General features: G+C 66.0%; 19 protein-coding genes. 9 read left to right on the top strand and 10 right to left on the bottom strand.

The window, feature by feature from the left end:
- Positions 1–4: 4 nt before the first annotated feature.
- The 3 genes from ACVILL_RS25685 (at position 5) to ACVILL_RS25695 (ending at position 3,313) form a co-directional block, all read left to right on the top strand.
- Entirely contained in the window at positions 5–1,213 is a 1,209-nt protein-coding gene (locus tag ACVILL_RS25685) for a dihydrodipicolinate synthase family protein (protein WP_456731583.1), read from the top strand.
- Positions 1,213–2,076: a sugar phosphate isomerase/epimerase family protein gene (locus ACVILL_RS25690; protein ID WP_456731584.1), complete on the top strand. Its 864-nt coding sequence runs from the start codon at positions 1,213–1,215 to the stop codon at positions 2,074–2,076. Before ACVILL_RS25685 ends, ACVILL_RS25690 begins: the two co-directional genes overlap by 1 nt.
- Before the next feature lie 91 nt (positions 2,077–2,167).
- On the top strand, positions 2,168–3,313 hold the full coding sequence (locus ACVILL_RS25695) for an alpha-hydroxy acid oxidase (protein WP_456731585.1): 1,146 nt from the start codon (positions 2,168–2,170) through the stop codon (positions 3,311–3,313).
- Positions 3,314–3,342: 29 nt separating this feature from the next.
- Here ACVILL_RS25695 and ACVILL_RS25700 read toward each other — a convergent pair whose 3' ends face one another.
- From ACVILL_RS25700 to ACVILL_RS25715, 4 genes are all read right to left on the bottom strand, one after another.
- Complete coding sequence (locus tag ACVILL_RS25700; RefSeq protein WP_456731586.1) at positions 3,343–4,035, bottom strand: ion channel; 693 nt, start codon at positions 4,033–4,035, stop codon at positions 3,343–3,345.
- A 123-nt stretch (positions 4,036–4,158) separates the two neighbouring features.
- Complete coding sequence (locus ACVILL_RS25705) at positions 4,159–5,556, bottom strand: Spy/CpxP family protein refolding chaperone (RefSeq protein ID WP_456731587.1); 1,398 nt, start codon at positions 5,554–5,556, stop codon at positions 4,159–4,161.
- A gap of 533 nt (positions 5,557–6,089) precedes the next feature.
- Complete coding sequence (rocD, locus tag ACVILL_RS25710; protein ID WP_456734363.1) at positions 6,090–7,304, bottom strand: ornithine--oxo-acid transaminase; 1,215 nt, start codon at positions 7,302–7,304, stop codon at positions 6,090–6,092.
- 117 nt (positions 7,305–7,421) lie between these two features.
- A complete protein-coding gene (locus ACVILL_RS25715) occupies positions 7,422–8,645 on the bottom strand; it encodes a cytochrome P450 (protein ID WP_456731588.1) in 1,224 nt (407 codons plus the stop codon).
- A 205-nt stretch (positions 8,646–8,850) separates the two neighbouring features.
- Here ACVILL_RS25715 and ACVILL_RS25720 point away from each other — a divergent pair, with 205 nt between their 5' ends.
- The 6 genes from ACVILL_RS25720 to cnbZ all read left to right on the top strand — a co-directional run bounded on the left by ACVILL_RS25720 (position 8,851) and on the right by cnbZ (position 15,989).
- Complete coding sequence (locus ACVILL_RS25720; RefSeq protein ID WP_456731589.1) at positions 8,851–9,384, top strand: phosphonopyruvate decarboxylase; 534 nt, start codon at positions 8,851–8,853, stop codon at positions 9,382–9,384.
- Positions 9,381–9,971, top strand: a complete 591-nt coding sequence (locus tag ACVILL_RS25725; RefSeq protein ID WP_456731590.1) for a thiamine pyrophosphate-dependent enzyme — start codon at positions 9,381–9,383, stop codon at positions 9,969–9,971. The genes ACVILL_RS25720 and ACVILL_RS25725 overlap by 4 nt, the downstream gene beginning before the upstream one ends.
- Before the next feature lie 64 nt (positions 9,972–10,035).
- Positions 10,036–10,737 (top strand): TetR/AcrR family transcriptional regulator, encoded by a 702-nt coding sequence (locus ACVILL_RS25730; protein WP_456731591.1) that lies wholly within the window; start codon positions 10,036–10,038, stop codon positions 10,735–10,737.
- A 1-nt stretch (position 10,738) separates the two neighbouring features.
- Positions 10,739–11,932, top strand: coding sequence for an efflux RND transporter periplasmic adaptor subunit (locus ACVILL_RS25735; protein ID WP_456731592.1), 1,194 nt, complete (start codon positions 10,739–10,741; stop codon positions 11,930–11,932).
- 83 nt (positions 11,933–12,015) lie between these two features.
- Complete coding sequence (locus ACVILL_RS25740; protein WP_456731593.1) at positions 12,016–15,117, top strand: multidrug efflux RND transporter permease subunit; 3,102 nt, start codon at positions 12,016–12,018, stop codon at positions 15,115–15,117.
- A 128-nt stretch (positions 15,118–15,245) separates the two neighbouring features.
- Positions 15,246–15,989: a 2-amino-5-chloromuconate deaminase CnbZ gene (gene cnbZ / locus ACVILL_RS25745; protein WP_456731594.1), complete on the top strand. Its 744-nt coding sequence runs from the start codon at positions 15,246–15,248 to the stop codon at positions 15,987–15,989.
- A gap of 300 nt (positions 15,990–16,289) precedes the next feature.
- On the opposite strand, the gene ACVILL_RS25750 is transcribed toward cnbZ, so the two are convergent.
- The 6 genes from ACVILL_RS25750 to ACVILL_RS25775 all read right to left on the bottom strand — a co-directional run bounded on the left by ACVILL_RS25750 (position 16,290) and on the right by ACVILL_RS25775 (position 22,779).
- Positions 16,290–17,180, bottom strand: a complete 891-nt coding sequence (locus ACVILL_RS25750) for an ABC transporter permease (RefSeq protein ID WP_456731595.1) — start codon at positions 17,178–17,180, stop codon at positions 16,290–16,292.
- 4 nt (positions 17,181–17,184) lie between these two features.
- Positions 17,185–18,126, bottom strand: coding sequence for an ABC transporter permease (locus ACVILL_RS25755; protein ID WP_456731596.1), 942 nt, complete (start codon positions 18,124–18,126; stop codon positions 17,185–17,187).
- Positions 18,127–18,274: 148 nt separating this feature from the next.
- Positions 18,275–19,786: an ABC transporter substrate-binding protein gene (locus ACVILL_RS25760; protein ID WP_456731597.1), complete on the bottom strand. Its 1,512-nt coding sequence runs from the start codon at positions 19,784–19,786 to the stop codon at positions 18,275–18,277.
- Between the two features lie 14 nt (positions 19,787–19,800).
- Entirely contained in the window at positions 19,801–20,907 is a 1,107-nt protein-coding gene (locus ACVILL_RS25765) for an ABC transporter ATP-binding protein (RefSeq protein WP_456731598.1), read from the bottom strand.
- A 172-nt stretch (positions 20,908–21,079) separates the two neighbouring features.
- Positions 21,080–22,072 (bottom strand): ABC transporter ATP-binding protein, encoded by a 993-nt coding sequence (locus ACVILL_RS25770; RefSeq protein WP_456731599.1) that lies wholly within the window; start codon positions 22,070–22,072, stop codon positions 21,080–21,082.
- Positions 22,069–22,779 (bottom strand): DUF1028 domain-containing protein, encoded by a 711-nt coding sequence (locus ACVILL_RS25775; protein WP_456731600.1) that lies wholly within the window; start codon positions 22,777–22,779, stop codon positions 22,069–22,071. The genes ACVILL_RS25770 and ACVILL_RS25775 overlap by 4 nt, the downstream gene beginning before the upstream one ends.
- Between the last annotated feature and the right edge of the window lie 13 nt (positions 22,780–22,792).

The following is a 22,792-nucleotide window of genomic DNA, read 5'->3' on the forward strand; positions in this document are numbered from 1 at the left end:
TGCCATGAACAAGCCAGTCCTGCCCAAGCCTATCCTGACAGAGTCGTCGCTGTCCTTGAACCTGCCGACCGCCGATGGCGGCATCGAGACCTATCGCCTGGCGGCGTCGCGGACCTTTCCGGCGAAGCTCGAGGGCACGCTCAATCGCGTCGCGTTCTCAGCCGCGCACGTGGTTGCCGATCCGCGCGCCGACGTCGATCCCTGGCTGACGGCCGCGATCGATTGGGACCGGACGATCGCGTTCCGCGAACACGTCTGGGACCTCGGCCTCGGCGTCGCCGAGGCGATGGACACCGCGCAGCGTGGCATGGGCCTCGATTGGGCGACCTCGGTCGAACTGATCCAGCGCTCGGTGAAGGCGGCGAAGGCCAGGGGCAATGCGCTGGTGTTCTCGGGCGCCGGCACCGACCACCTCGCGGTCGAGGATGCGATGTCGATCGACGACGTCATCCGCGCTTATGAGGAGCAGATCGCGGCGGTGGAGAAGGCCGGCGGCCGCATCATCCTGATGGCCTCGCGCGCGCTCGCAAAGCTCGGCAGGAATGCGGATGACTACGCGAAGGTTTACGACCGCGTGCTGTCGCAGGTTCGCGAGCCGGTGATCATCCACTGGCTCGGCGATGTGTTCGATCCGGCACTGGCCGGATATTGGGGCACGGCCGATCTCGACAGGGCGATGGACACGGCGGTTGCGATCATCAACGCCAATGCGGCCAAGGTCGACGGCGTCAAGGTCTCGCTGCTCGACAAGCAGCGCGAGATCGATATGCGGCGGCGGCTCGATCCGCGCGTCAAGATGTATACCGGCGACGACTTCAACTATGCGGAACTGATCGCCGGCGACGACAAGGGCTTCTCCCACGCGCTGCTCGGCATCTTCGACGCGATCGCGCCGGCGGCATCCTACGCGCTGTCGCGGCTCGCCGCGGGCGACGAGGCCGGCTTCCACGACGTGCTCGGACCGACGGTGCCGTTGTCGCGCCACATCTTCAAGGCGCCGACCCGATTCTACAAGACCGGCATCGTGTTCATGGCCTACCTCAACGGCCACCAGGATCACTTCACGATGGTCGGCGGCCAGGAGAGCGCGCGCTCGACCTTGCATCTCGCCGAGCTGTTCCGGCTCGCCGACAAAGCGGGACTGCTCGCCGATCCGGAGCTCGCGACGCGCCGGATGACGACGTTCCTCGCCACCCGCGGCGTTGAGCCCTGATGCGCGACTTTTCCAACGATCACCGCTGGCTGTCGTTGAACACGGCGACGGTCCGCAAGCAGGGCGATCTCACAGCCATCATCGAGGCCTGCGCGCGGCACGGCATTCGCGCCATCGATCCCTGGCGCGACCAGGTCGCGGCCGTCGGCCTCGACCGTGCCGTGCGCGCGGTCAGGGACGCCGGGCTCGATCTCTCAGGCTATTGCCGCGGCGGCATGTTCACGGCCGACGGTGCGCATCGCAGCGAGGCGCGGGACGACAACCGCCGCGCGGTCGACGAGGCGGTTGCGCTCGGCGCCTCCTGCATCGTGCTCGTGGTCGGCGGGCTGCCGCAATATTCGCGGCCGGGCAGCGCGGCCTCGAAGGACATCGCGGCCGCGCGCAATCAGGTGCATGACGGCATCGCCGAGATGCTGGAGCATGCAAGGCAAGCAAAACTGCCGCTCGCGATCGAGCCGCTGCATCCGGCCTATGCCGCCGACCGCGCCTGCGTGAACACGACGAGGCACGCACTCGACATCTGCGACGCGCTCGACCCCGGCCGCAGCGGCGCGATCGGCGTCGCGCTCGACGTCTATCATATCTGGTGGGATCCGGAGCTGATGAGCCAGATCGCGCGCGCCGGCAAGGACCGGCTGCTCGCGTTCCACGTCTGCGACTGGCTGGTGCCGACCAAGGACATCCTCAACGACCGCGGCATGATGGGTGACGGCGTCATCGACATCAAATCGGTGCGATCAGCGGTCGAGGCGCAGGGCTTTGCCGGCTATTCGGAGATCGAGATCTTCTCGAATGACTGGTGGAGCCGTCCGCTGGACGAGGTGCTGCGGACCTGCATCGCGCGCCACCGCACGGTCGTGTGACCCGACGACCGGTTCGGTGGACAAGGCGAAGCGTGCCCGTTATTCCGGAGGGGGCCGTTGAACTCCGCGGTCTGGACCTTCGGAGCACGACATGCGCTTGAGCGATTGCCACAATTTCCATGACTTTCGCGAACTGGCGCGGCGGCGGCTTCCGGGGCCGATCTTCGACTATATCGACGGTGGGGCAGACGACGAGACGACGCTTCGGCAGAACACCGCGAGCTTCGAGCGTTGCGATCTGGTGCCGAATATCTTGCGGGGGGTCGAGAACGTCGACCTTTCGGTCACCGTGATGGGCCAGAAGCTGGCAACGCCGATCTATTGTTCGCCGACCGCGCTGCAGCGCCTGTTTCATCATCAGGGCGAGCGGGCCGTCGCTGCCGCCGCGGCGAAATACGGTACGATGTTTGGCGTGTCCTCGCTCGGCACCGTGAGCCTCGAGGAACTGCGCAGGGCCTACGCTACGCCGCAGGTCTATCAGTTCTATTTTCACCGCGACCGCGGCCTGAACGCGGCGATGATGCAGCGCGCCAAGCAAGCCGGTGTCGACGTGATGATGTTGACCGTTGACAGCATTACCGGCGGCAACCGCGAGCGCGACCTGAGGACCGGGTTTTCGATTCCGTTCAGGCTCACACTCGGCGGCATGCTGCAATTCGCGATCAAGCCGACGTGGGCCGTCAACTATGTCACCCATGAGAGCTTCAAGCTGCCGCAACTCGACGAGCATGTCGACATGAGCGGCGGCGCGATGTCGATCGGGCGGTATTTCACCGAAATGCTCGATCCGGCCATGACATGGGACGACGTCGCGCAAATGGTCCGGCAGTGGAACGGCCAGTTCTGCCTCAAGGGCGTCATGTCGGTTGATGATGCCAAGCGCGCGGTCGAGATCGGCTGCACTGGCATCATTCTGTCCAATCACGGCGGTCGGCAGCTCGATGGCTCGCGGGCGGCGTTCGATCAGCTGGCCGAGATCGTCGATGCCGTGGGCGACCGAATCGACGTGATGATGGACGGCGGCATCAAGCGAGGCAGCCACGTCCTGAAGGCGCTGTCGCTGGGCGCCAAGGCCGTCGGTCTCGGGCGTTTCTACCTCTATCCGCTGGCGGCGGCCGGCCAGACTGGAGTCGAACGGGCGCTTGGTTTGCTGCAGGCGGAACTGGTGCGGGACATGCGGTTGATGGGGTATTCCTCGATCGGCCAGCTTTCGCGCGCAAACCTGCGGTTCAGGTAGCTGGTCGATTGGGCCTGGTCAGCGCTTCTTCACGACTCCTCGTTGCGGTGCTCGATCTCCAGCGTGACGAGCCGCGCCAGCAGCGTTGCCGGATAGAGCTGGCCGAAAATGGCCTCGAGATTGCACAGGCTTCGCGCGATCGGATGCAGCGGAGCCACGTCGCCATAACCTGTCGTCGTGAGCGTGGCGAAGCTGAAATAGAGGACGCGGTTCGCCAGCGTCGGGCTGTCCTCCACCTTCATGCCGGGAAATGCGTCGGGCCGCAGCGTGCCGACAAAGGTGAAGAGCGCAGCGAAGATCACGGCGACGGTGAGATAGAGCAGGACCGCACCGATTACACGGTGGTAGGTGACGCGGCCCGGCGCGAACGTCGCACGCGCCACCGTCACAGCCATGGTGAGGCCGACGAGCAGCCAGGAGCCGGCGAACAGGTTCAGATCGATGATCGAAGGTGAGCGCAATCTCAGGATTCCGCCCGTGACGATCATGACGAGCGCGACCAGCATTGTGACCACCGCCACCGCGCTTCCCGACATCAGGAAGACGCCGCCGACCAGGACCAGCGCGAGCAGGAGCTCGAAAATCTGAAATTCGAACAGGCCCAACGCCTGCAACGGCGCCACCACGAAAATCATGACCACGAGCAAGACAGTGAGCACTGTCAATATGGAATCGCCCCAGCGCTCGCGCAACTCGCCGATGCTCATCCTATCCCGTTTCATTCCTGCCCCGCCATTTGGCATCGCATCAGGATGCTGGCGCAAAACATTGCTGCGCGGCGGCCGCAAAGGCAAGACGGGGGACCGGCATCGCGCGCCGGGCGGTTAGGATCGCAGGCCGGCCCCTCAGGGGCTCGCGACCTGTTGCAGCGTGTTGAAGCGTGCCTTCTGCTCGCTGCTGAGCGTGGCATAGAACTTGTCCAGAGCGGGCTCGATCAGCTTGGCGGCCTTCTGCATGGCCTCGAGCCGGTGCTGCATCGCCTCCAGCCGGCCGACCGGCGTCAGCGGCACGTCGTTCGGGCAGGCCGCCTGCAGGTCCGCGATGGCCCTTGTGGTCGCGTCGCTCAGCCGGTCGAGCGCTTCCTTCTGCTTGCCCGCCGGATGAAGCGAGGCTTCGATCCGGTTGATCGGCAGTTGGGCCAGGTCGGATTTCGAATCGCCGCAATTGCCGGATTGCGCGGCCGTTTCCTGCTGTCGCGGCGAACGCTCGCCGACATGTGGACCGAGCGCATTGAAGCGGGCCTGTTGCTCGTCGCTGAGCGAGCTGTAGAAATTCTCGAGCGCAGGCCGCACGATCTTGATCGCCTCGAGCGTCGCGCTGATGCGGCTCAGCATCGACCGCAGGCGGCCGGTTGGCGTCATGGCATAGCTGTCGGCGCAGGTGTCCTTGAAGACATTGGCGGCCTCCGCCGCTGATGTCTTCAGGTCGTCGAGCAGGGCGCGCTGCTGCTGGCTCGGTCGCACCGCCCGCGCGATGTCGGCAAGCGGCCAGGCCGCGACGCCCTTGTCCGGTTCACCGCACAGCTGCTTGATGGCCTGCGGGCTCGTGTCGGCGCGTTGACGGGACCGGGTGCGCCCCGTGGCCGCCGGATAGTCGCCGGGCTCGATGCTGGCATAGGCGGAGTAGGGACTGTTGGTGTCCCAGAACACGGTGTCGACGAAGTCGTCATAGGCGTACGCCCAATAGCCGGGATCGTAAGCGTAGGACCAGAACGTGTAGTCGAAGATGTCGGAATAGGCGTAAGGCAGGAACACCGGGCCAAGCCACGCCACGAACGCCGCGCGGTGGCCGCGTCGCCAGGCATTGCGGGGTGCCCAGCCGCCTTGGCGCATCGCGAGTGCCGCCTGGCCTTGCGCGCCTGCCTGGTCGCGGAAGCGTGCGGCAAATCGCTCGCGCTGGGCGGCCTGCATTGCGGCCGTGGTTGCGGCGGCGGCGCCAACCGTCGCTGCCGGCGCCAATCGCTGCTGGCGGGTAAGGTCGGCTTGCTGCGAGCGCTGCTCGCGCTGCAACAGGCGGTTCTGCGCCTGCAGGGCACCGTCGTGGACGCGTTGCGCGCGTGCGCCCTGGACCTTTTGCGATTGCAATTGCTGCACGCGTTGCTGCAGGCGATCGATCCGGGTTTGCCGCTCCGCGGTCTGGCGCGAAAGGGCGTCATGCTGCCGCTGCTGCGCGGCCTGCTGGCGTTGCTGGACGAGTTGCTGGCGCTGCTGAACTCGCTCGGTCGGCGACGGCCGCTCGCTCAAGCGCGACGGTGGGCTCGAGCGCGACGGCGCGGCCACATGCGGAGCAGGGCGCTGCGGTGGTGCGCCACGATGGAATTCGGGTCGATGCGTTGCGACGCGCGGGGCGGCGATACGGGGAGCCTGGCGCACGGACGGCGCGGCGAAGTGCGGTGCCGGGCGCGGCGCCATCGCGGGCCGCTGTGGGGCATGGAAGGCAGGTGCGGCCGGCCGAGCCATCGCGGGTGGCCGGGCCATTGCTGGCGGTCGCGCCATTGCGGGCGGGGCGGCGTGTACCATCGGCGCGGAAGGACGCGCCATCGCCGGTGGTGCGGCTGGACGTGCCGCCGGTCCACCCTTTACGTGTGGCTGGGCGAACGCGCCGCCGCTCGCTGCGAGCATTGAGCCACCAATCAAAAAGACAATAAGTCCAGCGCGACGGGAAGGCATGAGCGTGGCTCTCCGTCCATTCCTGCCCGCAGAGCTTCAACGCATGGACGTTGAAATCGTTCTTGAAGATCGCAACCAGTTCTGCGGTCTTCCGACGCAGGGAACCGTCAGGAGAGATCCTGCGTCAGCGCAGCCGCGATCCGCTCCGACGCCCAGTCGACCTGATCGGCCGTAATCACCAGCGGCGGCGCGATGCGGATAGTGTGCTCGTGGGTGTCCTTGGCGAGGATGCCGCGCGCCTGCAGCGCGAGGCAGTAGCGGCGGGCGCCGCCGGCTTCCGGGTGCAGTTCGATCGCCAGCATCAGCCCGCGCCCGCGCACCTCGCGGATCACGTTGGCGCCGATGTCCTGCAATGCGGCGAGAAAGCGCGCGCCCTGTTGCGCGGCGTTCTCGATCATCCCTTCCTCGACCAGCACGCGCAGCGCCGCGCGCGCCACCGCACAGGCAAGCGGGTTGCCGCCGAAGGTCGAGCCATGCTGGCCCGGCCGCAGCGTGCCGAGCACGGCGTTGTTGGAGAGCACCGCCGACACCGGATAGAAGCCGCCCGACAGCGCCTTGCCGAGCAGCGTCACGTCGGCCTCGATCCCTTCGTGCTGTTCGGCGAGCAGCTTGCCGGTGCGGCCGAGCCCGGTCTGGATCTCGTCGAGCACGAGCATCACATTGTGCGCCGTGCACAGCTCGCGCACGCGCGCGAAATAGCCGGGCGGGGGAATGATGACGCCGGCCTCGCCCTGGACCGGCTCGACCAGGAAGGCCGCGGTGTTCGGCGTGATCGCCTGCTCGAGCGCTGCGACATCGCCGAACGGGATGATCTTGAAGCCCGGCGCGAACGGGCCGAAATGGTCGCGCGACCCGGCGTCGGTCGAGAACCCGACGATGCCGAGCGTGCGTCCGTGGAAATTGTTGGCGCAGACGATGATCTCGGCCTGACCGTCCGGCACGCCCTTGACCTCATAGGCCCATTTGCGCACCGACTTGATCGCGCTTTCCACCGCCTCGGCACCGCTGTTCATCGGCAGGACCTTGTGCGAGCCGGTCAGCTCGGCGAGCTCGCGGTAGAAGGGAGCGAGCTGGTCGTTGTGGAAGGCGCGCGAGGTCAGCGTCAGCCGATGCGCCTGCTCGATCATTGCTGCCAGGATCTTCGGATGACAGTGGCCCTGGCTCACCGCTGAATAGGCGGAGAGGCAGTCGAGATAGCGGTTGCCATCGGTGTCCCAGACCCAGACGCCTTCGCCGCGGGACAGCACGACGCCGATCGGCTCGTAATTGTAGGTGCCGAACTGCGCTTCGGTTGCAAGGAAATCAGTGACCAATGCATTCATCATGCGTCACTCCCGCTGCAGCGTACGAGAGATTACATCAATCGGTGCCCTCATTTGATTTGGGGATCAGTTCCTCCACAGGGAAGTGTTGTCGCAGACCAAATTCGCTGGGGACAATTATCCGCCGATGCTGCAGGGCACGCTGAGGAAGCCGCGGAAGCGAACCCGGCCGCCACGCACCGGCTCGCCGTCGAGCATGTAGTTCGGGAAGCGTGCCAGGAAGCGCGAGATCGCGATCGCGCCTTCGAGGCGCGCCAGCGCCATGCCCGCGCATTGGTGCGCGCCGGTGCCGAAGGCGAGGTGGCGGTTCGGCGTGCGCGCGACGTCGAAACCTTCAGGGTCGGGGAATTGCGCGGGATCGCGGTTGGCGGCGCCGATGCACAGCGTGACCAGCGTGCCGGCCGGCAGCTTGATGCCGCCGAGCTCGGTTTCTTCCACGATCATGCGGTTGCCGAGCTGGTTCGAGCTTTCGTAGCGCAGCATCTCCTCGACCGCCGTCTTGATCAGCTCGGGCTGCGCGATCAGCCGCCGCTTCTGATCCGGATTTTGGGTCAGCGTCACCAGCCCGTTGCCGATCAGATTGGTCGTGGTCTCGTGGCCGGCATTGAGCAGGAAGATGCAGTTGTGCAGCAATTCCTTCGCGGTCAGACGCTCGCCATTGTCCTCACCCTGGATCAATCGCGTCAGCACGTCGCGTTCGGGATTGCCCGGCTTGGCGCGGCGGCGTTCGACCAGGGTTTCGAGATAGGCGAGGAAATCCTTCACCGCGTTGTTGCCGCGGTCGAACACCTCTTTGCCGATCACTGGCTCCAGCGCGCCGAGAATGGCCAGCGACCAGTCGCGCAGCGGCTCGCGCTCGTCATGCGGCACGTCGAGCAGATTGCCGATCACCTCGACCGGGATTGCCGAGGCGAAGTCGCCGATCAGCTCGAAGCGGTCGCGGGTGGCGATCCGGTCGAGCAGGCTGTCGACCAGCGCGATCAGGTCCGGCTCCATGCCGGCGATCGCCCGCGGCGACAACGCGCCCATGATCAGCCGCCGCACGCGGGTATGCGCCGGCGGATCGTTGAAGACGAGGCTGGTCGTGTGGTGCTCGTAGAGCAGCGAGTCGCCGTATTTCGGCAGGAACTCCTTCTTCTTGTCGGAGGAGAACGCCTTGGTGTTCTTGTAGGCCGCGATCAGGTCGTCGTAGCGGGTGAGAAAATAGCAGCCGTTCGGCATTAGCTTGACCGGCGCGTTCTCGCGCAACGCGCGATAGGTCGGGTAGGGGTCGGCGTAGAACTCCGGCGTCAGCTTTTCGAGGTCGAAGCCGTCAGCCAGCTCTCGCGCGTGTCCGTTCATGGCGCATCCAACCTAATTAGTTTCATTTGCAACTATCGTAAGCCGCGGGCGCCGGCCGCGCAACTCAATTTGCAGGGTGCAGGAATGGCGCGATGTGCGCTGCGTGGTGCGAGTAAATCGCAGAGCCATATGCGGTTTTGCGCTTTGATGAAGCTCGCGCGCCCCTCTACAGTCGCGGCCAAACAACAGAGAGCCGGAAACGCCAATGCATGCCCGTGCCGACACCGCGGCCTCCTGGCCCGAGGAGATCTTTTCGATATTGCAGCGCTTCGAGGTGCGCCAGGTGCCCTACGTGCCGGACGCCGGGCATTCGGAGCTGATCGAGCGGGTGCTGGGCTCGTCCTCGATGCGCGGTATTGCGCTGACGACCGAGGAGGAGGGCGTGGCGCTGCTCGCGGGCGCCTGGGCCGGCGGCCAGCGCGGCGTGCTGCTGATGCAGTCGAGCGGGGTCGGCAACTGCATCAACATGCTGTCGCTGGTGCAGATCTTCCGCTTGCCGTTCCTCACACTGGTGACGATGCGCGGCGAATGGGGCGAGTTCAATCCCTGGCAAGTGCCGATGGGCTCGAACACGCAGGGCATTCTCGAATTGTCGGGGATCAAGGTGCTGCGCGCCTCGCATCCTGACGAAGTCTGCGAGGTCGTCGAAGCCGGCGCGGCGCAAGCCTACAACGCCTGCACGCCAACCGCCGTCCTGCTGTCGCAGCGCCTGATCGGGGCAAAGGTCTTCACCAAATGAGTAAAGCCAATCTCCTCGATCGCCGCGCCGTCGTTTCCGAACTGCTCAGGGATCGCAAGGGCGCCTTCGCCGTCGGCGGCCTGGGCGCCTCGACCTACGACATCGCCGCGGCCGGCGACCACGACCGCAACTTCTATCTCTGGGGCGGCATGGGCGGCGCCGTCATGATCGGGCTCGGTCTCGCGCTGGCCCAGCCGATGCTGCCGGTCGTCGTGATCACCGGCGACGGCGAGATGCTGATGGGGATGGGGAGCCTTGCGACCGTCGGCCTGCAGCAGCCCAAAAACCTCTCGATCATCGTGCTGGACAACGAGGCCTATGGCGAGACCGGCGGCCAGGCCAGCCACACCGGGGGAACCGCCGACCTCGTCGGTATTGCCAAGGCCTGCGGAATCGCAGATAGCCGCTCGATCAGCACGATGGCTGAGGTCGAGGCTTTTGCTGCGTCTTTGCAAGACGTTACGGCGGGGCCGCAGTTCGCCAGCGCGAAGATCGACGGCGCCAATCTGGAACGTGTGCTGTCGAGCCGCGACGGCACCTACATCGTCAACCGCATCAGAGGGTCGATCGGCCACACTCCGATATAAAGTGGCTTTCGCGGTGCAATAGAACCTTGACTTTTGGTAAAGTGAGTGATTACTCACGACCCAAATGTCTACCTTACGCATGACGAGTGACTTACGGCGTCAGTTGATCCTGAGCGCCGCAAAGCGATGCTTCGCCCGAAACGGCTTTGCCGGCACCACGACCAAGAGCGTGGCGGCCGCCGCTGCCATTTCGGAAGGGCTGCTGTTCAAGCACTTCCCGTCGAAGGCGGCGCTGTACGCCGAGATCCTTGCCGAGGAGTGCGAGGCGGATCCCGATCTCGCGCATCTGCTCGGCCAGGAACCGTCGACCGCGACGCTGGTCGAGCTGGTGCAGGGCATGGTCGGCCATTTCATGCAACTGCGGGATGCGCCGGACCAGGAAGAGGCGCAGCGGATGCGGCTGATGGTGACGAGCCATCTCGACGACGGCGAATTCGCGCGCCTGCTCTACGACAAGGTCGGCAAGCTGATCGGCCCGACCTTCGCCGCCTCGCTCGAGCGGGCCATCGCGGCCGGCGAGGCGACCCGGATCGGCGACGAGCCGCTCAACCTGTTCTGGTTTGCGCACCACACCGTGCTTATGGGCGCGCTGACCCAACTGCCTGCGACACCGTGTCTCCCCTATGGCGATGCCGCCGCGGCCGAGCGGCAACTTTGCCAGTTCATTCTTCGCGGAATCGGACTTACCGAAGCCGCAATTTCAACTCATTTGGGCCGCCAGCCGTCGCCGAGCGCAGGACCGTCGGTAACTGCAGAAAGTGCATGACATGAATATTCAGACCGAAAGTCACATCTCGGGACAACCGATCAAGGAGAAGCAAGCCAAGCGTCCCGTGCGCATGGTGCGTTGGTTCATCATCGTAGGCCTGTTGCTGGCCCTGCTGGTCGGCGCGCTGGTCGGCTTCAACGCCTTCCGCAGCCACATGATCGCGCAGTTCTTCGCCAACAATAAGCCGCCGCCGTCGAACGTCTCGGCCGTCGAGGCGAAGACCGAGGTGATTCCGAACCTCCTGACCGCCGTCGGCGACCTCGTCGCGGTGCACCAGGTCAACGTCACGACCGACGTGCCGGGCCGCATCACCGACATCATGTTCACCGCCGGCAGCCATGTGAAGGCGGGCACGCCGCTGGTGCAGCTGTTCGACGCGCCGGAGCAGGGCGACCTTGCCAGCTTCAGGGCGCAGGCGATCGTGGGCGAGCAGCAGCTCGACCGCGCCAAGCAGCTCGCGTCGCGCCAGTTCGGGCCGCAGTCGACCGTCGACACGGCGCAGGCGACCTACGACCAGGCCAAGGCGGGCATCGCCAAGACCGAGGCGCTGATCTCGCAGAAGCTGGTGCGCGCGCCGTTCGAAGGCGATCTCGGCGTTCGCCAGGTCGAAGTCGGCCAGTATCTGACGGCCGGCACGCAGATCGTGTCGCTGACCGATCTGTCGGTGCTGTACGCCAACCTGACCGTGACTGAGAAGCAGAGCTCGCAGATCAAGGTCGGCCAGGTCGTGCGCGTCTCGGTCGACGCCTATCCGGGCCGCACCTTCGAGGGCAAGCTCACCACCATCGAGCCGCAGATCTCGACCGACACCCGCAACATCCGGGTGCAGGCGACGATCCAGAATCCGGACAGCATCCTCAAGCCCGGCATGTTCGCGACCACCACGATCGTGCTGCCCGAGAAGCCGCCGGTCGTGACCATTCCGGAGACCGCGGTCGACTACACGCTGTACGGCGACTCCGTGTTCCTGATCACCGAGAAGAAGGGCGAGGACGGCAAGACCACCCTGACCGCGGACCGCACCTTCGTGAAGACGGGCAACCGCGTCGAAGGCCGCGTCGAGATCCTCAAGGGTCTGAAGCCGGGCGACAAGGTCGTGGCTGTCGGCCAGATCAAGCTGCAATCGGGCATGGCGGTCGCGATCTCGACCGATCCGCCGCCGCCGGTTCCTGCCGAGCCGCCGCGTTACTGATCTCCATTACTTGAACCAGGAGGGCCGATCGGCCCTCCGCCACTTGCGCCGCGAACCGGCAGACAACACGAATCGAGTTGGCGATGGCCTTCACTGATATTTTCATCAAGCGCCCGGTGCTCTCGGTCGTCGTCAGCCTGCTGATCCTCTTGATCGGCTTGCGCGCGGCGATGGTGCTGCCGATCCGGCAATATCCGAACCTCTCGAACACCGTCGTGACGATCACGACGTCGTATCCCGGTGCGTCGCCGGAGCTGATCAACGGCTTCATCACCACGCCGATCGAGCAGGCCGTCGCTTCGGCCGAAGGCGTCGACTACATGACGTCGAACTCGGTGCTCGGCACCTCGACGATCCAGGTCTACGTCAAGCTCAATCACGATCCGAACCAGGCGCTGACCGAGGTGCTCGCCAAGGTCAACTCGGTCAAATATCTGATCCCGAAGGAAGCCTTCGACCCGGTCGTGACCAAGGCGACCGGTGACACCATCGCCGTGATGTATCTCGGCTTCTCCAGCGAAGAGCTCACGGGATCGGCGATCTCGGACTATCTGACCCGCGTCGTGCAGCCGGTGCTCTCGACGGTCGATGGCGTCGCATCGGCCGACATTCTCGGCGGCCAGACCTTCGCGATGCGCGTCTGGCTCGATCCGACCCGGATGGCCGGACGCGGCGTGTCGCCCAACGACGTTGCGGCTGCGATCGCCGCCAACAACTTCCAGGCGGCCGCCGGCCAGACCAAGGGCTACTTCATCGTCTCCAACGTCTCGGCCAATACCGACCTTCAGAACATCGATCAGTTCAAGCGGATGATCGTGAAGGCGAAGGACGGCGGTTTCGTGCGCATCGAGGACATCGCGACGGTGGAGCTCGCGGCGCAGTCGACCGACGCCAGCGTCGCCTTCAACGGCGAGCATGCGATCTTCATCGGCATCAAGGCGACGCCGCAGGGCAACCCGCTGAGCCTGGTGAAGGGCGTGCGCGCGCTGTTCCCCGACCTCGAGCGCAATTTGCCGCCGTCGATGAAGATGAAGGTGGCCTACGACTCCACCAAGTTCATCCAATCCTCGATCGACGAGGTCGAGAAGACGCTGACCGAAGCGGTGCTGATCGTCGTGGTCGTGATCTTCCTGTTCCTGGCCTCGCTCCGCTCGGTGATCATCCCGGTCGTCACCATTCCGCTGTCGCTGATCGGCGTCTGCATCCTGATGCTGGCTGCCGGCTTCAGCTTCAACCTGCTGACACTGCTGGCGATGGTGCTGGCGATCGGCCTCGTGGTCGACGACGCCATCGTGGTGGTGGAGAACATCCATCGACATCTCGAGGAGGGCCTGCCACCCGTGCAGGCATCGCTGAAAGGTGCGCGCGAGATCGTCGGCCCCGTCGTCTCCATGACGATCACGCTCGCCGCGGTGTACGCGCCGATCGGCTTCCTCGGCGGCGTGACCGGCACGCTGTTCCGCGAATTCGCCTTCACGCTGGCCGGCTCGGTGATCGTGTCGGGCGTGATCGCGCTGACGCTGTCGCCGATGATGTGCTCGGTATTCCTCAAGAGCGCGGAAGAGGGGCGTTTCTCCAGGCTGGTCAATCGCGTGTTCGGCGCGATGACGCGCGGCTACGGCCGCATGCTCGACCGTTCGCTCGACTACCGCCCGATCACGGCGCTGTTCGCCGTGACCATCCTGGGCCTGGTCGGCTTCCTCTACATGCATATCCAGAAGGAGCTGGCGCCGCAGGAAGACCAGGGCATCGTGTTCGCGGTGACCAAGGCGCCCAAATACGCCAACATCGACTACATCGATTTCTACGGCGACAAGATGGACAAGGAGTTCCAGAAGTTTCCCGAGACCGATCTGCGGTTCATCCTGAACGGCATCACCGGTCCGCAGGGCGGCTTCGCCGGCATGTTGCTCAAGCCTTGGGATGAGCGCAAGCGCAGCGCCCAGACGCTGCAGCCGCTGGTGCAGAACGAGCTGTCGAAGATCGAAGGCATCAGCGCCTTCGCGTTCAGCCTGCCGCCGCTGCCCGGCGGGCCCGGCGGCCTGCCGGTGCAGATGGTGATCTCGTCGACCGCGGGCTTCCAGCAGGTGTTCGACCAGATGACCAAGCTGAAGGACGCCGCGCGCAAGAGCGGCCTGTTCATCGTCACCGACAGCGACCTCGACTTCAACCAGCCGGTGGTCCGGGTGAAGGTCGATCGCTCAAAGGCAAGCGACCTCGGCATTACCATGCAGTCGATCGGCGGCGCGCTGGCGACGCTGCTCGGCGGCAACTACGTCAACCGCTTCAACCTGGAAGGTCGCTCCTATCAGGTGATCCCGCAGGTGCCGCGCGCCAGCCGGCTCGCGCCTGAAGCGTTCAACGATTACTACGTCCCGACCGCGACCGGGCAGCTGGTGCGGCTGTCGACGGTGGTTTCGGTCGAGACCGGCGTCGATCCGAACGCGCTGACCCACTACAACCAGCTCAACTCGTCGACCTTCCAGGCCGTGCCGATGCCCGGCGTCTCGATGGGTCAGGCGGTCGAGTTCCTGCAGGGTCAAGCCAAGAAGCTGCCGTCCGGCTTCACCTACGACTTTCTGGCCGACTCCCGGCAGTACGTCCACGAAGGCAATCAGCTCTTGGTCACCTTCGCGTTCGCCATCATCATCATCTTCCTGGTGCTGGCGGCGCAGTTCGAGAGCCTGCGCGATCCGTTCGTGATCATGATCTCGGTGCCGATGGCGATCGTCGGCGCCTTGATCCCGCTGTTCTTCGGCGTCGCCACCATGAACATCTACACCCAGGTGGGCCTGCTGACGCTGGTCGGACTGATCACCAAGCACGGCATCCTGATGGTGGAGTTCGCCAACGAGCTGCAACTCAACGAGGGACTGGATCGCCGCGCGGCGATCGAGATGTCGGCGCGGATCCGCCTGCGTCCGATCCTGATGACGACGGCGGCCATGGTCACCGGCCTGCTGCCGTTGCTCACGGCCTCGGGCGCCGGCGCCGCCAGCCGCTTCTCGATCGGGCTCGTGGTCGTGGCCGGCATGACGATCGGCACGCTGTTCACCCTGTTCGTGCTGCCGATGGTCTACACCGTGATCGCGACCGACCACCAGGCCGCGGCCCATTCCGACCGCGCCAAGCAGATCGCCGACTACGAGCTCGACAAGCACGGCGGTGCACTGAAACCGACCTGAGCCCTCCAAGCTCATGCTCGCAGGGAAGGCGGCGCTGGCGAAAGCCACTGCCGCCTTTTCTTTGTCCCGTGATAGCTTTGTCGAAGGCGGGCAAAGTACTCGCCTCAAGAAATCCGGAGGAAACAGGCATGGCGAGCGAGTTTGCGGCGGGCAATTACCGGTTCATTCCGGCCGTGTTCCAATATTCAAGCGGCGCGCAGGCGAACGCGGGCTACGAGATCGAGCGGATACGCTTCGATCGCCTGCTGCCGCTTGCGGAAGGTTTTGCGCGGATCGCGGCCTACGTCAAGGAGGCGGGCCGACCGCTGACCTCGTTCTGCGCCTGCGAATTGCGTTCGCCGGCCGCCTTCACCGAGGATGGTTTTCGCGCATTCAACCAGCACTACGTCAAGACGCTCGCCGAATGGGGCCTGTTCGACGGCACCATCAATCCGGTGGCGCGCAGTAACGTCTGTCCCGAGATCGATCCGCCGGCGGAGCCGTCGTTCCAAGCCTTCTCGTTCACGCGGCCGAGCACGAGCACGTCGCCATCCTTCGTGATCGCGGGCGGCGCCGAGGCACGCGGCGGCACCGGCAGCTATCCGGATCGCATCGTCTGCTATCGCGATCTCAGCCCCGGCGCGTGGCGCGAGAAGGTCCGCTTCACCGCAAGCGAGATGGAGCGGCGCCTGGCCGAGTTCAGCTTCGGCTGGCAGGAGACGACGGCGGTGCAGGCCTACACCGTGCACGACATCCATCCCGTGGTCGTCGACGAGCTTGTCCGCCGCGGCGCCACGCGCTCCGGCCTGACCTGGCACTTCTGCCGCCCGCCGGTGGTCGATCTCGAATACGAGATGGATTGCCGGCGCGTGCTGCGGGAGGTGGTGATTTAGCGTCGTCATGGCGAGGAGCCAACGGGTCGCGCGAACGCGCGCCCGATGACAGGCTCCGCGACGAAGCAATCCATCGCTCCGCATACGTGGACCAATGGATTGCTTCGCTTCGCTCGCAATGACGACGGTTGGGGGCGTCGCGCAGCTTTTTCCTTCCGTCATCCTGAGCAGCGCGTAGCGCGTCTCGAAGGATGCACGGCCCGGCTGGTGGCCGTCGATCCTTCGAGGGCCGCTGAAGAAGCGGCCACCTCAGGATGACGGGGCAAATTGAGCGCTCGCTGCGGCAGGAACGGCGACGCGTCACCGCGCCTTCGGATCGAGCGCGTCGCGCAGGCCGTCGCCCACCAGGTTGAACGACAGCACGACCAGGAAGATCGCAAGGCCCGGCCACACCGCCATCCATGGCGCGCTGGTCAGGAAGCGCTGCGCGGCGTTGAGCATGCTGCCCCAGGACGGCGCCGGCGGCTGCTGGCCGAGGCCGAGGAAGGACAGCGCGGCTTCGGCGATGATCGCGGCCGCGATCGACAGCGTCGCCTGCACCAGCAGCGCCGGCAGGATGTTGGGCAGGATGTGGACCAGCGCGATGCGCCAGCGCGGATTGCCCATGGCGCGCGCAGCCTCGACATAGTCCTCGACCTTGACGCTCATCACCTGGCCGCGGGTCAGCCGGATGAAGATCGGGGTCGCCGAGACGCCGATCGCGATCATCGCATTGCCGAGGCTCGGGCCGAGGAAGGCGGCGAGCGCGATCGCCAGGATCAGGAACGGGCAGGCCAGCATCGCATCGGTGATGCGGCTGATCAGCGCGTCGATGAAGCCGCCGCGATAGCCGGCGAGCAATCCGAGCGGCACGCCGATCGCAAGCGCGATGCCGACCGAGATGACGCCGGCGACGAGTGAGGCGCGGGCGCCGTACACGACGCGGGCGAGCACGTCGCGGCCGAGCTCGTCGGTGCCGAACCAGTGCTGCATCGACGGCGCCTTGCGCACCAGCGACCAGCTCGTCGCAACGGGATCATAGGGAACGATCAGCGGCGCGAACACCGCGAGCAGGATGAAGAGTGCGATCACGGCGAGGCCGAGCATCGCGCCCTTGCGCTTGACCAGCCGCCGCCAGGCGCGCCGCGCCGGACTCTCCAGCGTCTCGGCGGCGAGCACCGCGGCAGGGGTGGCGAGCGTGACGTCGGTCATCCGGTCAGCCCCTCAGCCGCGGGTTGACGAGGATGTAGGCGATGTCGGCGATCAGGTTGAGCGTGATGTAGATCGTCGCCGTGGTCAGCACCACGCCCTGCACGACGGCATAGTCCCGGTTGAACACGGCGTCGACGATCAGCTTGCCGAAGCCGGGGATCGAGAAGATCTGCTCGGTGAGGACCGCGCCCGATAGCAGCGTGCCGAGCTCGAGCGCGCCGAGCGTGATGATCGGCGTCAGCGCGTTGCGCATCGCGTGCTTGAGGATCACCGTGCGCTCGGACAGGCCCTTGGCGCGCGCGGTGCGGACATAGTCGCTCTCCAGCACCTGCAGCATGGCGCTTCTTGTGTGCCGCATCAGGATCGCGGCGATCGCGTTGCCGAGCACGAAGGCCGGCATGATGGTGGCGGCGATGCTGGCGCGCCAGTTCTCGGTCAGCGGCACAAAGCCGGAGGCCGGCAGCCAGCCCAGTTCGATCGAGAACAGGAAGATCAGCATGATGCCGAGCCAGAAGTTCGGCGTCGAGATGCCCCACAGCGCGAACAGATTGGCGCCGTAGTCCCAGGCGGTGCCTTTCTTCACCGCCGAGACGATGCCGGCGGGAATGCCGATCAGGAAGGCGATCACGATCGCCATCGCCGCAAGCTGCAGCGTCACCGGCAGCTTCTGCGCGATCAGTTCCAGCACCGGCATCTTGTTGCGCAGGGACTCGCCGAAGTCGCCCGACAGCACGCCCTTGATCCAGTAGACGTACTGCACCGGGATCGGCTGATCGAGATGGTACTGCGCACGGATCTGCGCGATCACGGCGGGATCCCGTTCCTCGCCGGCCATCACCAGCGCCGGATCGCCGGGCAGCAAATGCTGCAGCGAGAAGATCAGCACCGAGACGAAGAACAGCGTCGGGACGATCTGAGCCAGCCGCTTGGCGAGGAAGTTCAGCATGTCTCAGCCTCGTGTCCCGGGCGCAGCGCAACATGCAATGTTGTGCTGCTGAACCGGGACCCATATCGGCCCCGCGATAGATCTCGGACCAGCGTTGCACCGCTGCGCGCTGCAACGCATCCGGGACGCGAGCGGTCCGCGTGCGTCGTCACTTCAGCTTCAGCCCGACCACGCGCACCAGCCCATCGGGCATCTGCTTGTAGCCGTCGAGTTTGGTGGTGTGCGCGATGATGATGCGGCGATGGTAGATGTAGAGGAGCGGCTCGTCCTCCTGTTCCAGCTTGGTCAGCTTGGCGTAGATCGCCTTGCGCTGCGTCATGTCGGTGGTGAGGCGGGCGTCGTCGAGCGCCTTGTCGGCCTCGGGATTGACCCAGGCGCTGTAGTTTTGCGGCGCGTCCTTGTGCAGGAAGACATAGGAGTTGCCGTCCGGATCGATGCGGCCGCTCCACGCCAGCATATAGGCCTGATATTCGCCGGACTCGGCCTGCTTCAGCGAGGTCGCGAACTCGGTGACCCGGATCTTCATGTCGAAGCCGGCTTCGGCCGCCATCGACTGGATGACCTGCGCGGTGGCCTCGGTTTCGGGGCCCTTCGGCACCATGAAATCGACGCTGACCGGCGGCGTCACGCCGGCCTCCTTCAACAGCGCCTTGGCCTTTGCGACATCGCGCGGGCGGATCGGAAAGTCCTTCTGGTAATAGGGATGGTCCGGGCTGATCCACTGGTTTCCGGGCTTGAACTCGCCGTTGAACACGACCTGGTTGATCGCCTCGCGGTCGATCGACAGATCAAGCGCCTGCCGGACCTTGGCCGATTGGCTCAGCGGGCCCTTGGCCTTGTCCTTGCCGATGTTGAGCGTGATGCCCTGATAGCCGAGCTCGATCGCGCTCGACACTTTCAGCCGCGAGTCGGCGCGCACGTCCTTCAGGTCGGTGGCAAGCACGCGCTCGATCAGGTCGAGCCCGCCGGATTTCAGATTGGCGAGCCGCACCGTGGCGTCCACGATCGGCAGATAGACGATGCGGTCGATGAAGACGTTGTCCTTGTTCCAGTAGTCGGCAAATTTCTCCAGCACGATGCGGTCCTGCTGGACGCGCTCGACGAATTTGTAGGGACCGGCGCAGACCGGATGCAGGCCGAACTTGTCGCCGGCCGCCTTGGCGGCCTTGGGCGACACCATCATGCCGGCGCGGTCGGTGAGCTGGGCGATCAGGGGCGAGAACGGCGCCTTGAGTACCAGCTTGATGGTCAGCGGATCGACGATTTCGATGTGATCGATGCTGGCAAGCTCCGGCTTGCGGAACGAGCCGGGGAAGGTCAGATGCCGCTCCAGCGAAAACTTCGCCGCCTCCGCATCGAGCGGCTCGCCGTCCTGGAACTTGACGCCCGGCCGGAGCTTGATGGTGACCTCCTTGCCGTCGGCGGAGGTCTCGTGCGATAGCGCGAGCTGCGGCACGATGTTGAGCTTCTCGTCGATGTCGAACAGCTTGTCGCACATCGCGGCGAACACGATGCGGCCGACATAGGTGCGCGCCATGGTCGGGTCGAGCACGTCGGGGTCCTCGGCAAGGCCGATCCGCAGGGTGGTCTGGGCCTGGGCGCTTGCCACGAGCGACAGCAGCAGGGCGGCGGCCGTCGCCGCCAAACGAAACATCCTCATCGCAACTCCCCATCTCATGCCTGCGGCACCGTTTCGACGTTACCAACCCCGCCGCGCCCGGTCCCTTCCGCCGCTCCGCTGAAGGCCGCGACCAATTTCTCCAGCGACGGCGAGAATCCGCCATCGGCGGGAACGATGTTCTCCGCCGGCGGCAGCTCTGCGGTACGGTGGCAGGCCGTGGCGTGGCCTGTGCCGTCCGCCAGCAACTGCGGAACCTCGCTGCGGCAGCGTGCGACCACATAGGGGCAGCGGGTATGGAAGCGGCAGCCGGAGGGCGGATTGAGCGCGCTCGGCAGTTCGCCTTCCAGCACGATGCGGCTGCGCTTCGCGCGCGGCTTCGGCACCGGGATCGCCGACAACAGCGCGCGGCTATAGGGATGGCGCGGGGCGGCGAACAGCACTTGCGCGTCCGCGGTCTCGACGATGGTGCCGAGATTCATCACGGCGACACGGTCGGCGATGTGCTTCACCACGGCCAGATCGTGCGAGACGAAGATGTAGGCGACCTTCAGGCGATCCTGCAGGTCGCGCAGCAGGTTGAGGATCTGCGAGCGGATCGAGACGTCGAGCGCCGACACCGGCTCGTCGCAGATGATCAGCTTCGGCTCGACCGCGAGCGCCCGGGCAATCGCGATGCGCTGGCGCTGGCCGCCGGAGAATTCGTGCGGATAGCGGCGCGCGAAACGCGGCTCGAGCCCGACCAGCCGCAACAGCTCATCGATCCGCTCGCGGCGGCCTGCCGCCGGCACGAGATCGTGCAGCGCCAGCGGCTCGGTCAGGATCTGGCTCACCGTCATGCGCGGGTTGAGCGAGGCATAGGGGTCCTGGAAGATCAGTTGCGCGTCGCGGCGGAACGCGCGCAGCTGCTCGGCATTGAGCGCGCCGAGGTCGCGGCCGGCAAAGCGGATACGTCCGGCGTCCGGCTCGATCAGCCGCAGCACCAGCCGGCTGACGGTGGATTTGCCGCAGCCGGATTCGCCGACCAGCGCCAGCGTCTTGCCGGCCTCGACCGTGAAGCTGACGCCGTCGACCGCCTTCACATAAGCGGTCGGCCGGCCGAACACCGAGCGTTCGGCGACGAAATGCTTCACCAGCCCTTCGACCTCGAGCAGCGCAGTCATTGGCGTGGCATCCGGCTGCCGTGTCCCGGGCGCAGTGCAACGCGAAGCGTTGCGCTGCTGAACCGGGACCCATGTCTCATCGCGCTCGCTGTGGGCCCCGGTTCTGCAGTGCACCACTGCGCTGCGCTTGTGCTGCACTGCGCCCGGGGCAATAGAGTGGAGAGCGCAAAACTCATGACACCAGCCGTTCCAGCGGCGCACGGATGCAGCGCGAGGCATGAGTCGCGCTCAGCATCGCGAGCGGCGGTGGCGGCGCTTGGGTGCAGGCACCCTCGACGAACGGGCAGCGCGCGGCGAAGCGGCAGCCCACAGGCGGGTTTGCCATGTTCGGCACCATGCCTTCGATGGTGGCGAGATGGCTGGCGCGGCGGTCGAGCCGCGGGATCGAGCCGAGCAGGCCGACCGTGTAGGGATGCTGCGGATTGGCAAATAGCTCATCGACCGGGGCGCGCTCGACGATCTCGCCGGCATACATCACCGCGACCTCGTCGCAGACCTCGGCGACGACGCCGAGATCGTGGGTGATCAGGATGATCGCAGCGCCACTCGCGGCCTTCAGCTCGCGCATCAGGTCGAGGATCTGCGCCTGCAACGTGACGTCCAGCGCGGTGGTCGGCTCGTCGGCGATCAGAAGCTGCGGATCGCAGGCGAGCGCCATCGCGATCATCACGCGCTGACGCATGCCGCCCGACAGCTTGTGCGGAAACTCGTCGATGCGTTTCTCGGGTGAGGGGATGTGCACACGGCGCAGCAGCTCGATGGTGCGTGCGCGCGCCGCGCGGCGGGAGCCGCCGCGGTGGCGCAGGATGGTCTCGGTGATCTGGTCGCCGATGGTGAAGCTCGGGTTGAGCGAGGTCATCGGCTCCTGGAAGATCATGGCGAGGCGATTGCCGCGCAGGTCGCGCAGCGTCGCATCGGGCACGTCGAGCAGGTCGAAGCCGTCGAAGCGGATTGCGCCGGTGACCGCGGCGGACTGCTTCGGCAGCAGCCCCATGATCGCGAGCGAGGTCACGCTCTTGCCGCAACCGGACTCGCCGACCAGGCCGAGCGTGGCGCCGTTCGCGACCGAAAGATCAACGCTGTCGACGGCATGCGTGACGCGGCCGTCATCGCCGTGGAAGCTGACGCGCAAACCCTCGATCTCGATCAGCGGGCCGGCGGTCATTCGCGGCTCGCGGTTGCCGCTGCGATGCCGGCGTCGATCGTCGCGCGGTCGCTGGTTCCGGCCGGATTGGCGCGGGTCGGCATGAAAGTGCGGAACGGCGCCCAGTGCTCGCGGCTGACCGCCTCCAGCCGCTCGAGCTCGCGCAGGGGATCGGTGTGGTCGTCGACCCGCAGGTCGAGCAACGGCCATTCCTCGGTGCCGTGGATCAGCAGCGCCGCCGATTGCTTGCCGCGCTTGTCGCCGCCGGCCGCTTCGCCGGCGAACATCGCCTTGATCAGCCGCTCTGCGAACGGGAGCTTCTCGTTCGCGGCATAGACGCGCGCGGTCTCGTCGAGCACCGCGGGCCCGGCCAGCATGTTGCCGGCGATCGAGAAGCCGTCGCCCGCGATATGGCCGAACCAGTCGATGCAGTCCTTGCCGGAGTGCGCCGCGATGCGGCCCTCGGCGTCCATGACATGCACCTGCCGGCTCTCGCGGCCGCCGTCGGACGCGATGAGCGCCGCGATCACCTGATGCGGGCTCTTGCCCTCGCGCAAGAGCGTAAGGCCGTCGATGCCGTAATAGGGGTTGACCAGCGCCTGCGTTGCAACGGCGCCGATCCCGGGCGCAATGTGCGGCACCAGCGCGCCGACCGCGAAGAACCGCGTCGCGACGGCGATGCCGAGCTGGCCGGTGGCGCTGTCGCGGGCGATGATCGACCAGGTCATCTCAAGCCTTCGT

The sequence above is a fragment of the Bradyrhizobium sp. USDA 3364 genome (assembly GCF_054056355.1).

Bases quoted from the DNA above. Each gene is read 5' to 3' on its own strand.
- ACVILL_RS25685 (WP_456731583.1), top strand. From the start codon at position 5: ATGAACAAGCCAGTCCTGCCCAAGCCTATCCTGACAGAGTCGTCGCTG.
- ACVILL_RS25690 (WP_456731584.1), top strand. From the start codon at position 1,213: ATGCGCGACTTTTCCAACGATCACCGCTGGCTGTCGTTGAACACGGCG.
- ACVILL_RS25695 (WP_456731585.1), top strand. From the start codon at position 2,168: ATGCGCTTGAGCGATTGCCACAATTTCCATGACTTTCGCGAACTGGCG.
- ACVILL_RS25700 (WP_456731586.1), bottom strand. From the start codon at position 4,035: ATGAAACGGGATAGGATGAGCATCGGCGAGTTGCGCGAGCGCTGGGGC.
- rocD (WP_456734363.1), bottom strand. From the start codon at position 7,304: ATGAATGCATTGGTCACTGATTTCCTTGCAACCGAAGCGCAGTTCGGC.
- ACVILL_RS25715 (WP_456731588.1), bottom strand. From the start codon at position 8,645: ATGAACGGACACGCGCGAGAGCTGGCTGACGGCTTCGACCTCGAAAAG.
- ACVILL_RS25720 (WP_456731589.1), top strand. From the start codon at position 8,851: ATGCATGCCCGTGCCGACACCGCGGCCTCCTGGCCCGAGGAGATCTTT.
- ACVILL_RS25725 (WP_456731590.1), top strand. From the start codon at position 9,381: ATGAGTAAAGCCAATCTCCTCGATCGCCGCGCCGTCGTTTCCGAACTG.
- ACVILL_RS25730 (WP_456731591.1), top strand. From the start codon at position 10,036: ATGTCTACCTTACGCATGACGAGTGACTTACGGCGTCAGTTGATCCTG.
- ACVILL_RS25735 (WP_456731592.1), top strand. From the start codon at position 10,739: ATGAATATTCAGACCGAAAGTCACATCTCGGGACAACCGATCAAGGAG.
- ACVILL_RS25740 (WP_456731593.1), top strand. From the start codon at position 12,016: ATGGCCTTCACTGATATTTTCATCAAGCGCCCGGTGCTCTCGGTCGTC.
- cnbZ (WP_456731594.1), top strand. From the start codon at position 15,246: ATGGCGAGCGAGTTTGCGGCGGGCAATTACCGGTTCATTCCGGCCGTG.
- ACVILL_RS25750 (WP_456731595.1), bottom strand. From the start codon at position 17,180: ATGACCGACGTCACGCTCGCCACCCCTGCCGCGGTGCTCGCCGCCGAG.
- ACVILL_RS25755 (WP_456731596.1), bottom strand. From the start codon at position 18,126: ATGCTGAACTTCCTCGCCAAGCGGCTGGCTCAGATCGTCCCGACGCTG.
- ACVILL_RS25760 (WP_456731597.1), bottom strand. From the start codon at position 19,786: ATGAGGATGTTTCGTTTGGCGGCGACGGCCGCCGCCCTGCTGCTGTCG.
- ACVILL_RS25765 (WP_456731598.1), bottom strand. From the start codon at position 20,907: ATGACTGCGCTGCTCGAGGTCGAAGGGCTGGTGAAGCATTTCGTCGCC.
- ACVILL_RS25770 (WP_456731599.1), bottom strand. From the start codon at position 22,072: ATGACCGCCGGCCCGCTGATCGAGATCGAGGGTTTGCGCGTCAGCTTC.
- ACVILL_RS25775 (WP_456731600.1), bottom strand. From the start codon at position 22,779: ATGACCTGGTCGATCATCGCCCGCGACAGCGCCACCGGCCAGCTCGGC.